This window comes from Pseudomonas sp. S1_G07 (assembly GCF_054668565.1).
In genome coordinates this window covers 6,099,756-6,113,216 of record NZ_CP162778.1, presented here as the reverse complement: position 1 = coordinate 6,113,216, position 13,461 = coordinate 6,099,756, and the positions used below count along the sequence as shown (strand labels likewise).

Annotated in this window: 13 protein-coding genes; 7 read left to right on the top strand and 6 right to left on the bottom strand. The window is 60.9% G+C overall.

Annotation, left to right across the window (positions count from 1 at the left end; genetic code table 11):
• Nucleotides 1-59 precede the first annotated feature (59 nt).
• From antC to antA, 3 genes are all read right to left on the bottom strand, one after another.
• Nucleotides 60-1,067 (bottom strand): anthranilate 1,2-dioxygenase electron transfer component AntC, encoded by a 1,008-nt coding sequence (gene antC / locus AB4O05_RS27955; RefSeq protein WP_460134021.1) that lies wholly within the window; start codon nt 1,065-1,067, stop codon nt 60-62.
• 395 nt (nt 1,068-1,462) lie between these two features.
• On the bottom strand, nt 1,463-1,954 hold the full coding sequence (gene antB / locus AB4O05_RS27950; RefSeq protein ID WP_460137724.1) for an anthranilate 1,2-dioxygenase small subunit: 492 nt from the start codon (nt 1,952-1,954) through the stop codon (nt 1,463-1,465).
• A complete protein-coding gene (antA, locus tag AB4O05_RS27945; protein WP_460134023.1) occupies nt 1,954-3,345 on the bottom strand; it encodes an anthranilate 1,2-dioxygenase large subunit in 1,392 nt (463 codons plus the stop codon). Before antA ends, antB begins: the two co-directional genes overlap by 1 nt.
• 312 nt (nt 3,346-3,657) lie before the next feature.
• Here antA and AB4O05_RS27940 point away from each other — a divergent pair, with 312 nt between their 5' ends.
• Nucleotides 3,658-4,650 (top strand): AraC family transcriptional regulator, encoded by a 993-nt coding sequence (locus AB4O05_RS27940; RefSeq protein ID WP_460134025.1) that lies wholly within the window; start codon nt 3,658-3,660, stop codon nt 4,648-4,650.
• A 52-nt stretch (nt 4,651-4,702) separates the two neighbouring features.
• On the opposite strand, the gene AB4O05_RS27935 is transcribed toward AB4O05_RS27940, so the two are convergent.
• A complete protein-coding gene (locus AB4O05_RS27935) occupies nt 4,703-5,578 on the bottom strand; it encodes a LysR family transcriptional regulator (RefSeq protein WP_460134027.1) in 876 nt (291 codons plus the stop codon).
• A gap of 114 nt (nt 5,579-5,692) precedes the next feature.
• Between AB4O05_RS27935 and AB4O05_RS27930 the strand changes: the two genes are divergently transcribed.
• The 3 genes from AB4O05_RS27930 to catA are packed head-to-tail and all read left to right on the top strand — an operon-like array spanning nt 5,693 to nt 8,094.
• Nucleotides 5,693-6,820, top strand: a complete 1,128-nt coding sequence (locus AB4O05_RS27930; RefSeq protein ID WP_460134029.1) for a muconate cycloisomerase family protein — start codon at nt 5,693-5,695, stop codon at nt 6,818-6,820.
• Nucleotides 6,821-6,832: 12 nt separating this feature from the next.
• On the top strand, nt 6,833-7,123 hold the full coding sequence (catC, locus tag AB4O05_RS27925; protein ID WP_460134030.1) for a muconolactone Delta-isomerase: 291 nt from the start codon (nt 6,833-6,835) through the stop codon (nt 7,121-7,123).
• Nucleotides 7,124-7,164: 41 nt separating this feature from the next.
• Nucleotides 7,165-8,094 (top strand): catechol 1,2-dioxygenase, encoded by a 930-nt coding sequence (catA, locus tag AB4O05_RS27920; RefSeq protein ID WP_460134032.1) that lies wholly within the window; start codon nt 7,165-7,167, stop codon nt 8,092-8,094.
• A gap of 224 nt (nt 8,095-8,318) precedes the next feature.
• On the opposite strand, the gene AB4O05_RS27915 is transcribed toward catA, so the two are convergent.
• On the bottom strand, nt 8,319-8,792 hold the full coding sequence (locus tag AB4O05_RS27915) for an Lrp/AsnC family transcriptional regulator (RefSeq protein WP_460134034.1): 474 nt from the start codon (nt 8,790-8,792) through the stop codon (nt 8,319-8,321).
• Nucleotides 8,793-8,935: 143 nt separating this feature from the next.
• Between AB4O05_RS27915 and kynU the strand changes: the two genes are divergently transcribed.
• Nucleotides 8,936-10,186, top strand: coding sequence for a kynureninase (gene kynU / locus AB4O05_RS27910; RefSeq protein ID WP_460134036.1), 1,251 nt, complete (start codon nt 8,936-8,938; stop codon nt 10,184-10,186).
• Between the two features lie 134 nt (nt 10,187-10,320).
• Nucleotides 10,321-11,727: an amino acid permease gene (locus AB4O05_RS27905; protein WP_460134037.1), complete on the top strand. Its 1,407-nt coding sequence runs from the start codon at nt 10,321-10,323 to the stop codon at nt 11,725-11,727.
• On the opposite strand, the gene AB4O05_RS27900 is transcribed toward AB4O05_RS27905, so the two are convergent.
• Nucleotides 11,673-12,569: a LysR substrate-binding domain-containing protein gene (locus AB4O05_RS27900; RefSeq protein ID WP_460134039.1), complete on the bottom strand. Its 897-nt coding sequence runs from the start codon at nt 12,567-12,569 to the stop codon at nt 11,673-11,675. The genes AB4O05_RS27905 and AB4O05_RS27900 overlap by 55 nt on opposite strands.
• A gap of 89 nt (nt 12,570-12,658) precedes the next feature.
• Here AB4O05_RS27900 and AB4O05_RS27895 point away from each other — a divergent pair, with 89 nt between their 5' ends.
• A complete protein-coding gene (locus AB4O05_RS27895) occupies nt 12,659-13,423 on the top strand; it encodes a sulfite exporter TauE/SafE family protein (RefSeq protein WP_460134040.1) in 765 nt (254 codons plus the stop codon).
• Nucleotides 13,424-13,461 lie beyond the last annotated feature (38 nt).

Genomic DNA, 13,461 nt, shown 5'->3' with positions numbered 1-13,461 from the left:
CTACTTGTTTTTCTTGAGGGTGAATGCAGCCGCATCAGCCCCTCAGAAGTGCTGAGGAGTCAGATATTACTCTGGGTGAACTTTTCGTAATACAACTGGACGCCAACAAGTGCCTGATCCGCGAGCCATTGTTGGATGGATTCGACCATTGGAGGGGGGCCGCACACGTACATATCTGCCGATGTGTCCCGTAGTTCGGCCAGGTCGAAATGCTGGGTGAGGTAGCCGCGCTTGCCGGGCCACTCCGGTGAGGCGTCGCTCAGCACTTCGGTATAGCGAAAACCTGGAATTGCCGATGCGTAGGCCGCGATGCGTGCCGCTTCGCATAAATCCTCGGCACTGCGTACACCGTAGTAGAGATGCACAGGCTGGTCGCAGCCCGTGGCGACCAGTTCATCGAGCATGCCCAGCAACGCTGACAACCCGGTACCGCCCGCGACCAGCACCAGCGGTTGGGTGACATGCCGCAGGTAGAACGCACCCAACGGCGCCTCCATCAGCACCTCATCGCCGACCTGGCAGCGTTCGCGCAGGTAGTTGCTCATCACCCCATCAGGTAGCAAGCGAATCAGAAACTGCAATTGATTGCCCGGTCGATTGGCGAAGGAATAGGAACGCCAATTCTGCGTACCGGGCACCGAAAGGCGGGCGTATTGGCCCGCAAGAAAATCCAGTGTCGTCTCCAATTGTAAAGTCAGGATCGCCGTGCTCGCTGAAACCAACTGCACACCGCTCACCGTGCCACGCACCAGCACCGGGCCCGGCGCATTGCACAGGCTCGAGTCAAAATCGAAATAGAACGTCGCGTCGGACTTCACCCGCGTCTGGCAACTGAGCATTTTGCGTTGTTGCAGGTCGAGGCTGGAGAGCGCTTCGTCGTCCACATAATCCTGGGTGTAATCGCCGGATTCGCAACGGCCCTGACAGGTACCGCACACGCCTTCGCGGCAGTCCAACGGGATCTTGATGCCGTTGCGCAGTGCTGCGTCCAGCAGGATTTCATTGGCGCCCACCGGGAAAAACAGGGTCTTGCCGTCGGCAAAACTGAAGGCCACTTTGTGATTCATGTATGGTTCTCCGCATATTGATTACGTGCGCACAGCCTGTGGCGAGCGGGCTTGCCCTAATGGCCGTTCAGTTAAGGCTCTTTGTAGGAGCGAGCTTGCTCGCGAAGAACTCAGGGCCACCGCGCTTATCGAGAATGAACGCGTTGCCTGGGCGTTTTTCGCGAGCAAGAACTAGGCGTCCCCCTCGCTCCTACAGTGAATCACTTTCGCTTAACTGAACGGCCATTAGGGCGAGCCCGCGTTGGGCTGCGAAGCAGCCCCAATAAAGTCACTGCATTTCTTCAGTCAAAGCGCAGTGTTTGGACCGGGGCCGCTGCGCGCCCCAACGCGGGGCAAGCCCGCTCGCCACAACAAGCCCGCTCACTACAACAGGGCTGCTCGTCACAAAGGCACGTTTAGAGGTGATAGAAATCCAGCACTGAGTTAATGGTGTCGTTGAGCAACAACGCATGCTTACGGGTGATCAACCAGCTGTCGCCATCGGGCTTGAGGGTGTAAGTGGCCTGCCCGTAAAACTGTTCCGAAGTCGCCAGGCGATAGAACAGCGTGTGCCAGTTCAGTTTCACCTCCAACGTGCCGTCGGCCTGCTCGGCAATGCGCACGTTGTTGATCAGGTGCAAGGTGCGCGGCATCGGCGTGGCTGACGCCGCTTTGCCGGTGCGCAGGCGGAATACGCGGTCTTCCAGGCCGGAACGGTTGGCGTAGTAGATCAACGACATCTCGCGTTTCGGGTCGCGGGTGTAGACGTGTTCCGAGTCCCACTGCGGCAGGTGGAACTCGCTGTGCGGATCGAACAGTTGCACATAGGCGTCCCAGTCCTGGGCGTCGCACAGCTCGGATTTACGGTAGAAGAACTGTTCGATCTGGTACTGCAATTGGGCATTCATCATTTCACCTCCCGCAATTTCAGGGCTTGTCCATCCAGCCCTTTGAGCAGGAAGCGCTGCCAGTTGCTGTGCTGGTTGACGTACAAGCCTTCGTGGGTGAATTCGGTGCCGGTCATGGCCGGTTGGATGCCGATGGCTTCGCTGTTGGGCGTCGGCCCGGTCTGCCAGCGATGGCTACCACGCGAGATGTCGCTCCAACGCTCCAGGCGCCCCTGGAAACCGCGCTGGGCCTCGCGGAATTCCACCAGGTCATCCGGTGTGCCCATGCCCGATACGTTGAAGAAGTCTTCGAACTGGCGAATACGGTTTTCGCGGTCGGCGTCGGACTCGTTCTTCACCCCCAGGCACTGGCTGATGATCTCGGTCTTGTTCCACGCCACCGGACGGATGATGCGCAGTTGCGAGCTGATCTGGTCGAGGAAGAACAGGCTCGGGTAAATGTTCAGGTTGCGCAGGCGGTGCATCATCCACTCGGCTTTCGGTTGGCCGTGTTCTGCCACCAGGCGCGGCATGATGGTGCTGTAGCCGGAGCGTACGCTGGGGTTGGGCATGTCGCTGAAGAGCAGGCTATGGCCGTTGTTGAAGGCGAACCAGCCGTCATCGGTATTTGCATCACCTGCGCCGAGTTTGCTGTAGTCCAGGGTGGTGCCGGTGCCGGTGCCGTTTTCGGTATTGACCTGTTGGCGATGCTGCACCGTGGCCACGTAGTTGTAGTGCACGGTGCTCACGTGATAACCGTCCAGGCCGTTTTCGTTTTGCAGCTTCCAGTTGCCGTCATAGGTGTAGGCAGACTTGCCCGGCAGCACTTCCAGCTCGCCACTGGCGGACTGGGCGACCATCATGTCGAAAAACACTTTGGCGTCGCCGAGGAAGTCTTCCAGGCTGTCGGTGCCGTTCACGTCCAGGCTGATAAACACAAAGCCCTTGTAGCTTTCGATGCGCGCCTTTTTCAGGCCGCGCGTGGCTTTGTCGAACCCTTCCGGGTATTCCCCCGGCGCCTTGACCTTCACCAGCCGGCCATCGCTCTTGTAGCACCAGGCGTGGAACGGGCAGGTAAACGTCGATTGGTTACCCTTGACGACCCGGGTGAGGGTGGTGCCGCGATGCTGGCAGGCATTGATCAGCGCATTGAGCTGGCCTTCGCCATCGCGGGTGATGATCAGCGGCTGGCGCCCGGCGCGCATTGTCACGAAGTCGTGGTTATTCGCCAGTTCGCTTTCGTGGCAGGCATAGATCCAGTTCTTCTCGAAGATCAATTCCATCTCCAGCTCAAACAACTCTGGCTCGGTGAACATGTCGCGGGCGATGCGGAACACCTCATCGGCCGGGCGAAAATCCAGGCAGCTTTCGATAAAGCTCTTCCATTGCTCAACGCTTTTTGCACCACTCATGGGAGGCACCTTTTTGATAGGGCTAATCGGGTGGTTTATTAGAGGCAGCGGGGCCGCGCGCGGGCTATCCGTTAATTGGGGGAAGATGGGCCGAAAAGTTGTGCAGCAAATACCCAATACGGTGCGGCGAGGCCACGTCATGCGCTACTGTCTTAACAGGCAAAAGGGGCCAAACCCTGTGGTTTATCCACATAGTCGCCCCTTGCTATCCACCCAGTGGCGATACCGCTGGCGTGGCGTAGAACTTGCTGCCCAATAACAACGACGCGCCGCCAGAGCGCGCAACCGCCTAACCGCCGTGGGTGCACCCTGATGAGTAGCCAGACACGCGATATCCATATTCAACGCTTTGACCTCGAAGGCGCCTGCAGCTGGATGTCGGGCATCTGCGGGCCGCACCGCCTGGCGACTTCCACACCCGAGCGCCTGCGCTTCCATCACAACGCCAATGTGTTCAAGTCCCGCGCCACGACCTTGGGTGTGATCGAATACGGCACCGACGTGACCATCGACATCGAAGACGCCGAACACTTCAGCAGCTACAGCCTCAGCCTGCCACTGGTGGGCGAGCAGGAACTGAGCAAGAACGGGGAGCGCCTGAGCTCCAACCGCGACCAGGGCGTGATCATCTCGCCCCACGAGCACCAGTTGCTGGCGATTTCCGGTGACTGTCGCAAGCTGCAAGTGGTGATCACGCGGGCGGCGATGAGTGAGTCGCTGGAAGGTTTGCTGCAACGGCCGATCGAGGCGCCACTGCGCTTTGAACCGGTGATGGACGCGGTGGACGGTGCCCCGGCCTCGTGGTGGCGCATGGCGCGTTACTTTATCGCCGAGCTGGAGCGCAGCAGTGAGTTGTATGAGCAGGCGGCATTTACCCGTGACCTGGAAAGCTCACTGATCAAGGGCCTGATCCTGGCCCAGCCGAACAATTATTCCGAAGAACTGCGCGACGTACTCGGCGTGAAACTGCCGCATTACTTGATTCGTGCGCGCCAGTACCTTCACGACAACGCGCGTGAAGCGGTGCACCTGGAAGACCTGGAAGCGGCGGCCGGGGTGTCGCGCTTCAAGTTGTTCGATGCCTTTCGCAAATACTTCGCCCTGTCGCCCATGGCCTACCTGAAAAAACATCGGCTGGGCGCTGTGCGCCAGGAAATCCTCGAACACGGCTCAACGCGCACCATCTCTGAAATTGCCCTGGGTTGGGGCTTTACCCACCTGGGACGATTTTCGGCGGAGTACCGGAAATTGTTCGATGAGTCGCCAAGCCAGACATTGCAACGTAACCGCCTGCGCATTACCTGAACATGCTGAAGATCAAAATGCAGAAGCTGGCTTGTGTCGTGTCGGGGCTGTCTCAGATCAGCTCTTCCACCAACTGCAGGCAATGACTCAGCCCCGGCGACTGATCATTCACCCGCCGGCTCAGGATAATCGGCGAGGTCGCGGTGGTTTCCACAACCGGCGTGTAGCCAATGTCCGCCCGATGCAACACCTGCACCGAGGCCGGTACCAGCGTCGCGCCCATCCCGGCGCCGACCAGGCCGATGGCGGTCTGCAGTTCGTTGGTCCACTGCGCCACCTTGATGCTCAAACCGTGGGCGTCGAACAGCGCGATCACATGGTCGGCATAGCTGGGGCGCGGGTTGCCGGGGTAGAGCACGAACGGCTCGGCGGCCAGTTGGGCGAGGGTGGCGGGGGCGGCCAGCAGGGGATGGCCGGTGGGCAGTACCGCCACCAGCCGATCCTCCACCAGCACGCGCTGGACGATGGCCGGGTCGTCGATGCGAATACGCCCGAACCCTACATCGATGCGTCCGGCCTTGAGCGCTTCGACCTGCTGCAAGGTGGTCATCTCCGACAGGCCCAACTCCAGCTCCAGCGCATCGTGGGTGCGCAGCCGCCGGATCAGTTCCGGCAGAATGCCGTACAGGGTTGAGGGCGCAAAGCCGATGCCCAGCCAGGTCTTCTCGCCCTGGCCGATGCGCCGCGTGCTGTCGCACACCTTGTTCAACTGTTCGAGCAGCACATTGGCGTGCTCATAGAAAAACCGACCTGCCTCGGTCAGCCGCAGCGGCCGGCCACGTTCCAGCAGAATCACCCCCAGCTCATCCTCCAATTGCTGGATCTGCCGGCTCAGTGGTGGCTGGGCGATGTGCAGGCGTTCGGCGGCGCGGGTGAAGTTGAGGGTTTCGCCCAGCGCCTGGAAATAGCGCAGATGACGCAGTTCCATAACGGCTCCTTTCATACCTTGGGGGTATTGTTCAAGACTAATTCTATATTGGAACCCAGGAAAAATGCGGAACAGAATCAGCTAAAACCAATAAAGAACCCAACGGGTATTGCCATGCCGATTTGCGCCATCGAGTCGATCGAGACCATCATCGTCGACCTCCCCACCATCCGCCCGCACAAGCTGGCCATGCACACGATGCAAAACCAGACCCTGGTGATCATCCGCGTGCGTTGTGCCGACGGCATTGAAGGCATCGGTGAGTCCACCACGATCGGCGGCCTGAGCTACGGCAACGAGAGCCCCGACAGCATCAAGGTCAACATCGACCGCCACTTCGCTGCGCTGTTGGTCGGCCAGGACGCCAGCAATGTCAACGCCGCCATGTTGCGCCTGGAACGCAGCATTCGCGGCAATACCTTTGCCAAATCCGGGATCGAAAGCGCCTTGCTGGATGCGCAGGGCAAACGCCTGGGCCTGCCGGTCAGCGAACTGCTGGGTGGCCGCGTGCGCGATGCGCTGCCGGTGGCCTGGACCTTGGCCAGCGGTAACACGGCCCAGGACATTGCCGAAGCCGAGAAGATGCTCGACCTGCGCCGCCACCGCATCTTCAAACTGAAGATCGGCGCCGGAGAAGTCAGCCGCGACCTGGCCCATGTGATCGCGATCAAAAAGGCCCTCGGCGAGCGTGCCAGCGTGCGGGTCGATGTCAACCAGGCGTGGGATGAAGCCGTGGCCCTGCGCGCATGCAAGGTACTGGGCGACAACGGTATCGACCTGATCGAACAGCCAATCTCGCGCAACAACCGTGGCGGCATGGCGCGGTTGAACCTGTCGAGCCCGGCGCCGATCATGGCCGATGAATCCATCGAGTGTGTCGAAGACGCCTTCAACCTGGCCCGCGAAGGCGCGGCCTCGGTGTTCGCCCTCAAGATCGCCAAGAACGGCGGCCCGCGTGCGGTGTTGCGTACGGCGGCGATTGCCGAAGCCGCCGGCATCGGCCTGTACGGCGGCACCATGCTTGAGGGCGGCATCGGCACGCTGGCCTCGGCCCATGCGTTTCTTACCTTGAACACGCTGGCCTGGGACACCGAACTGTTCGGGCCGCTGCTGCTCACCGAAGACATCCTCACCGAGCCGCCGCTGTACCGTGATTTCCAGCTGCATGTCTCCACCGCGCCGGGCCTGGGCCTGGCTATCGATGAAGAGCGTCTGGCGTTCTTCCGTCGTGATAAACCCTAAGAGGCGCCTGCTATGTTGTTCCACGTAAAAATGACCGTGAACCTGCCCGTCGACATGAACCCCGAGCGCGCCGCAGGCCTCAAGGCCGAGGAGAAAGCCTTGGCGCAACGCCTGCAGCAAGAGGGCAAATGGCGCCACCTGTGGCGCATCGCCGGGCTGTACGCTAACTACAGCGTGTTCGATGTCGACAGCGTGCAGGAACTGCACGATCTGTTGATGCAACTGCCGCTTTACCCCTACATGGCCATCGAAGTGAATGCGCTGTGCCGGCACCCTTCGTCGATCCATGCGGACGACCGTTAAGCCTGTTTTGCACCTGATAACTACAAGATGAGGATTGCACCATGTCCATCCGACTGTCCCATACTGCCCACGCCCAACAGTTTCTCGAAGAAGCCAGCGGCAATCTCAACGATGGCGGTAACCCGCGCACCAAGGCATTGATCTATCGGATCCTGCGCGACACCGTGAACATCATCGAAGACCTGGAAGTGACCCCGGAAGAGTTCTGGAAGGCGGTCAACTACCTCAATGAGCTGGGCAAAAACCAGGAGGCCGGGCTGCTCGCCGCCGGGCTGGGGCTGGAGCATTACCTGGACATGCTGATGGACGCCGCCGATGAAGAGGCCGGCAAAACCGGCGGCACACCGCGCACCATCGAAGGCCCGCTGTATGTGGCTGGCGCGCCGCTCTCCCAGTACGAGGCGCGCTTGGATGACGGGACGGACGCAGCGGTGCCGCTGTTCATGCGCGGGCAAGTGCGCGATACCGATGGCAAACCATTGGCCGGGGCGATTGTCGATGTGTGGCAGGCCAACACCGGCGGTACCTATTCCTGGTTTGATACCACGCAATCGGAGTTCAACCTGCGTCGCCGTATCGAGACCGATGCCCAGGGCAACTACCGTTTCCGTAGCATCGTACCGTCGGGCTACGGCTGCCCGCCGACCGGACCGACCCAGCAACTGCTCGACCAATTGGGGCGTCACGGGCAACGGCCGGCGCATATCCACTTCTTCATCTCGGCGCCGGGGTATCGGCACCTGACCACGCAGATCAACCTGTCGGACGACCCGTACCTGCATGATGACTTTGCCTACGCCACGCGCGATGAGTTGATCGCCCAGATCCGCTTCAGCGACGACCAGCAACTGGCGCGGGAGTTTGGCGTGGAAGGACGCTTTGCGCAGATCGATTTTGACTTTGAGTTGCAGGCGGCCGCTGCGCCGGTGGAGCAAAAGCGCATGCAACGCGTGCGTGCCCTCGAGGACTGATCGACGCGGTCAAAATGTGGGGAGCTGGCTTGCCTGCGATGGCGGCCGCCCATGTACCCCTCGCTCCTACAAACGTTACCGGTCAGTGCCCATGCCGAGCGGGGGCACGTGGGCAAGCCCGCTCGCCACAGAGGTCGCGTTTGCTGCGCGACAGCGCTATGTCGAAGAGGGAGTGGGGCCTCCCACATGCACCTCTTTGCACCCTTGAATCAGGGGGTGGCTGCTTATTTGCGCAGCACCAGATCAAGCACCTCATCCCGATCCTTGATTTTCTGCAACACAATCTCCGAACGTATATCCATCACCCCCGCCGTGCGGTTCAGGTGGTTCACGATAAAGTCCGAAAAGTGCTTGAGGTTGCGCGCCTGTACCCGCAGCACATAGTTGCTGGCGCCGGTGATCACATAGGCACTGGCCACCTCCGGCCAGCCTTGGACCTTCTTGATAAATGTCTCGTGCCAATCCTCCACATCCTGGCGCAACGACAGGTGGACGATGGCTTCCAGCTCGATCCCCAATTGCTCGGCATTCAATACCGCGCGATAACCGCTGATGATTCCCTCGCTCTCGAGCAGGCGTAAACGGCGCAGGCACGCGGAGGGCGACAGCGCGACTTTTTCCGCCAGTTCCTGGTTGCTGATACGGCCATCCTGTTGCAGAAAATGCAGGAGGCGCAGGTCGGTGGCGTCAAGCATCATGGTTAGAATAAATCCGCGTGTTTTCAGGTTAAATTCGAATTTCCTACAGCTTAATTAGCCTGTTGCCTGCCACTTTGCACGAAAATTCTGTAAATCTTCGTTCATTATTTGCTCCATCCTCACCTGAAAAAACAGGACTGCCCATGATTGATCGAAGCCACTGCCAAGCCCTGGATGCCCAAGACCCGCTGGCGCCTTTGCGTCATCAGTTCGCGTTGCCCGCGGGGGTGATCTACCTCGACGGCAACTCCCTCGGCGCCCGCCCGGTGGCAGCGCTGGCGCGGGCGCAACAGGTGATTGCCGAGGAGTGGGGCAATGGCTTGATTCGCAGCTGGAACAGCGCCGGCTGGGCGCAGTTGTCCCAGCGCCTGGGTAACCGCCTGGCACCGCTGATCGGCGCGCGCGATGGCGAAGTGGTGATCACCGATACCACCTCGATCAACCTGTTCAAGGTGCTCAGCGCCGCGCTGAGCGTACAGCGTCAACGCCAGCCGCAGCGCAAAGTGATCGTCAGCGAAGCCAGCAACTTCCCCACCGACCTGTATATCGCCGAAGGCCTCGCCGAGCTGCTCCAGCAGGGCTATTGCCTGCGTCTGGTAAACAGCCCCGATGAGTTGCCCCAGGCCATCGACCAGGACGTGGCGGTGGTGATGCTCACCCACGTCAACTACAAGACCGGCTACCTGTACGACATGCCAGCGATCACAGCCTTGAGCCATGAATGTGGCGCGCTGAGCCTCTGGGACCTGGCGCACTCGGCGGGCGCGGTGCCCATCGACCTGCACAAGGCCGGGGCCGATTATGCGATTGGCTGCACCTATAAATACCTCAACGGCGGCCCTGGCTCTCAGGCATTCGCCTGGGTCAATCCTGCGCTGGTGGACCTGGTGCGTCAGCCGCTGTCGGGCTGGTTCGGGCACACCCGGCCGTTTGCCATGGAGGCCAACTATGCGCCGAGCACCGGCATCGCCCGTTACCTGTGCGGTACCCAGCCGATCACCTCGCTGGCCATGGTGGAATGTGGCCTGGAGATCTTTGAACAGACCGACATGGCCAGCCTGCGCAACAAGTCCCTGGCGCTGACCGACCTGTTTATCGCGCTGGTTGAAACCCGCTGCGCCGCCCACGGCCTGGTGCTGATCACCCCGCGCGAACACGCCCGGCGCGGCAGCCATGTGAGCTTCGAACACCCTGAAGGTTATGCGGTGATCCAGGCCTTGATCGCCCGAGGCGTGATCGGTGATTACCGTGAGCCGCGCATCATGCGTTTTGGTTTTACACCGCTGTATACGAGCTTTGCCGAGGTGTGGGACGCCGTGGAAATCCTTGGTGAGATTCTTGATGAAAACACCTGGGACCAGCCGCAATTCAAAGTCCGTCACAGCGTCACTTAAGGGCAACACAAAACAAATGTGTATGGCCTGCCTGCGATGACGGTGGTGAATGCAGCGACGCTATCGCAGGCAAGCCAGCTCCCACAGGGTTCAGTGTCAGCAGTAAACATCACAATAATAAAGGAGCATTCCACGTGACCACGCCAGACAACGGCTTTGCCGAGATCACCCATCGCGAACTGGGCCTGCGGCGCCAGCTCACTTGCGGCCAGATGAGCATGATCGCCATCGGTGGCGCCATCGGCACCGGGCTATTCATGGGCAGCGCTTATGCCATCGGTTACGCCGGGCCCAGCGTGCTGGTGAGCTACGCCATCGGGGCGTTGATCACGTTGCTGCTGATGGGCTGCCTGGCGGAGATGACGGTGGCCCACTCCACCTCCGGCTCGTTTGGCGCGTATGCCGAGTTCTACATCAGCCCGCTGGCGGGGTTCCTGGTGCGCTATGCCTACTGGGCGGCGATTGTGCTGGCAGTGGGCGCCGAGGTCACGGCGGTGGCGATGTACATGAAGTACTGGTTCGCCAACGTGCCGGAGTGGGTATGGATCGTGTCGTTTTCCAGCGTGCTGATCCTGCTCAATGCCATCAGCGTGAAGACCTTCGGCAACTTCGAATACTGGTTTTCCACCATCAAGATCAGCGCCATCGTCGGCTTTATCCTCCTGGCGGTGTATGTGGTGTTCGGTTCGGGCAACCCGGAGTACGGTGTGCGCAACTACACGGCCCACGACGGTTTTTTCCCCCATGGCCTGAGCGGCATGTGGATCGCGGTGATCGTATCGATCTTCAGCTACCTGAGCGTGGAAATGATCGCCGTGGCTGCCGGAGAAGCCGCCGATCCGGAGCAGGCGGTGAAGAAGGCCTTTCGCGCGACCATCGTGCGTCTGGTGGTGTTTTACCTGCTGACCCTGGCGCTGATGCTGGCCATCGTGCCGTGGAACCAGGCCGGCCAGACCCAGAGCCCGTTCGTGACGGTGATGCAGACCATTGGCATTCCCGGTGCCACCGGGGTGATGAACTTCGTAATCCTGATCGCCGCGCTGTCGGCGATGAACAGCCAGCTCTACATCACCACGCGCATGATGTTCAGCCTGTCCCGCGCAGGGTTTGCGCCCAAGTCCATGGGCGCATTGAGCAAGAACGGCGTTCCGCTGAATGCGCTGTTGCTGTCCAGCTCGGGCATTGCCCTGGCGACCTTGCTGAACGTGGTGTACCCGCAAAGCTCGTTTACCCTGATGATGGCGATCTCGATGTTTGGCGCGATCTTCACCTGGTTCATGATCTTTCTCACGCACCTGTTCTTCCGCCGTTATCGCCAACGTCATGGCGGGGCGAAGTTGTCTTTCGAGCTGCGCCTGTTTCCCTACAGCACATTGCTGGGCCTGGTGCTGATGGGCGCGGTGATGCTCACCACGTATTTCACCGAGGCATTCAAGATGACCTTGGTGTTTGGCGTACCGTTCCTGCTGATTCTGTCGGCGGTGTATTACGGGTTTTTCCGCAAGGGCAGGGCCAAGGCGTCGAACAAGGCCTTGGCATAACCTGGCAGGTGCTCGAACGAGCGTGCGCATAGCAGCAGGTGTCGACAGGCCCAGTCTTCCCGCAACGGCTGGGCCGTGAAGCGATGTTCCAACGGCCAGCGGTCCAATGCGGCCTGGGGCACGATACCCAGGCCAGCCCCTCGGGCGACCATGCGCATCACGCCGTCAAAGCCCTCGGCGCGGATGCGTGTCTGCAAGCGGAAACCCGCGTGCAACGCCTGCTCTTCCAGGTACACCGCCAACGCGCTGTGGGCGGCCAGGCCGACATAGTCGTGTTGCAGGCTGTCGATAAAACTCACTGTACGGCCCGCCAAGGGGTGACCCAGGGGCACGATCAGCACCAGCGGGTCATGGCAAAACGCTAGGGTCTGTAAACCATGGGTGTCCACTGCGTCGGAAATGATCCCCAGGTCGGCCGTGCCCTGGCGCAGCGCCTGGGTGATGCGCAGGCTGGGCAACTCCTGCAGGTCGATCTCGAGGTTGGGGTGTTCGCGCAGAAAGTCCGCCAACCGTTCGGGCAGGTATTCGCTGAGGGCGGTGGTGTTGCACAACAGGCGCACCTGGCCTTTTACACCCTTGGCGTATTCCGCCAGGTCCTGTTGCAGGTGGTCGGCCTGTTGCAGCAGCAGGCGAGCGTGGCGGGCCAGTGCCGTGCCTGCGGGGGTAGGTGTGACGCCTCGGCGGCCGCGTTCAAGCAACGCGATACCCAGGGACGCTTCCATCGCGCGGATGCGTGCACTGGCGGCGGCCAGGGATAAATGGCTGCGGCCGGCGCCGGCGGTGATATTGCCGGTGTCGAGGGTATGCAGGTAGAGGCGCAGGTCGATCAGGTCAAAGTGCATGGCTGGGGTCCTCAGCCTCACATAAAACAAGAGGCTGCCTCAGTATATGGCGAATTTCCAGCCCCGCTCAAAAACCGCACAATCGCCCCATGAATACCTTCCTCAGCTTTTACCAAAACCTCGGCTTCGCCTTGACCCTGCTGGTGATGGGCACCTTTCTGCTGGCGGGTACCGTCAAAGGCGTGATCGGCCTGGGCTTGCCCACCGTGGCCATGGGCCTGCTCGGCCTGGCTATGTTGCCGGCGCAGGCTGCGGCGTTGCTGATCATCCCGTCGATGGTCACCAACCTGTGGCAATTGGCGTTTGGCGGTCATTTGGGGGCGTTGCTCAAGAGGCTGTGGCCGATGCTGCTGTTGATTTTCCTCGGCACCGGGCTTGGCACCGTGTGGCTGGGCATGGACGGCGGGCAGTGGGTGGTGCGTGCGCTGGGCGGGGCATTGCTGGTGTATGCGCTGAGCGGGTTGTTATTGCCCACGTTCCACGTAAAGCCTGAAACCGAGCGCTGGCTGGGCCCGCTGTGTGGGCTGGTCACGGGTGTGATCACTGCGGCGACCGGGGTGTTTGTGATTCCGGCGGTGCCCTACCTGCAAGCGCTGGGGTTGCATCGCGATCAGTTGGTGCAGGCCCTCGGGCTGTCGTTCAGCGTGTCGACGCTGGCGCTGGCGGCAGGGTTGGCCTGGCGCGGCAACTTGGGCGCCGGGGCGTTCAGTGCCTCGCTGCTGGCACTGGTGCCGGCGCTGTCAGGCATGTGGCTGGGCCAACGGCTACGCCGGCGCATCAGCGCGGTGCTATTCAAGCGGGTTTTCTTCGTCGGCATGGCACTGTTGGGCAGCCATCTGCTGATCGCTGGTTAACAATAGCGTTCTATTCGTGCTTTCTGGTCAAATGTATT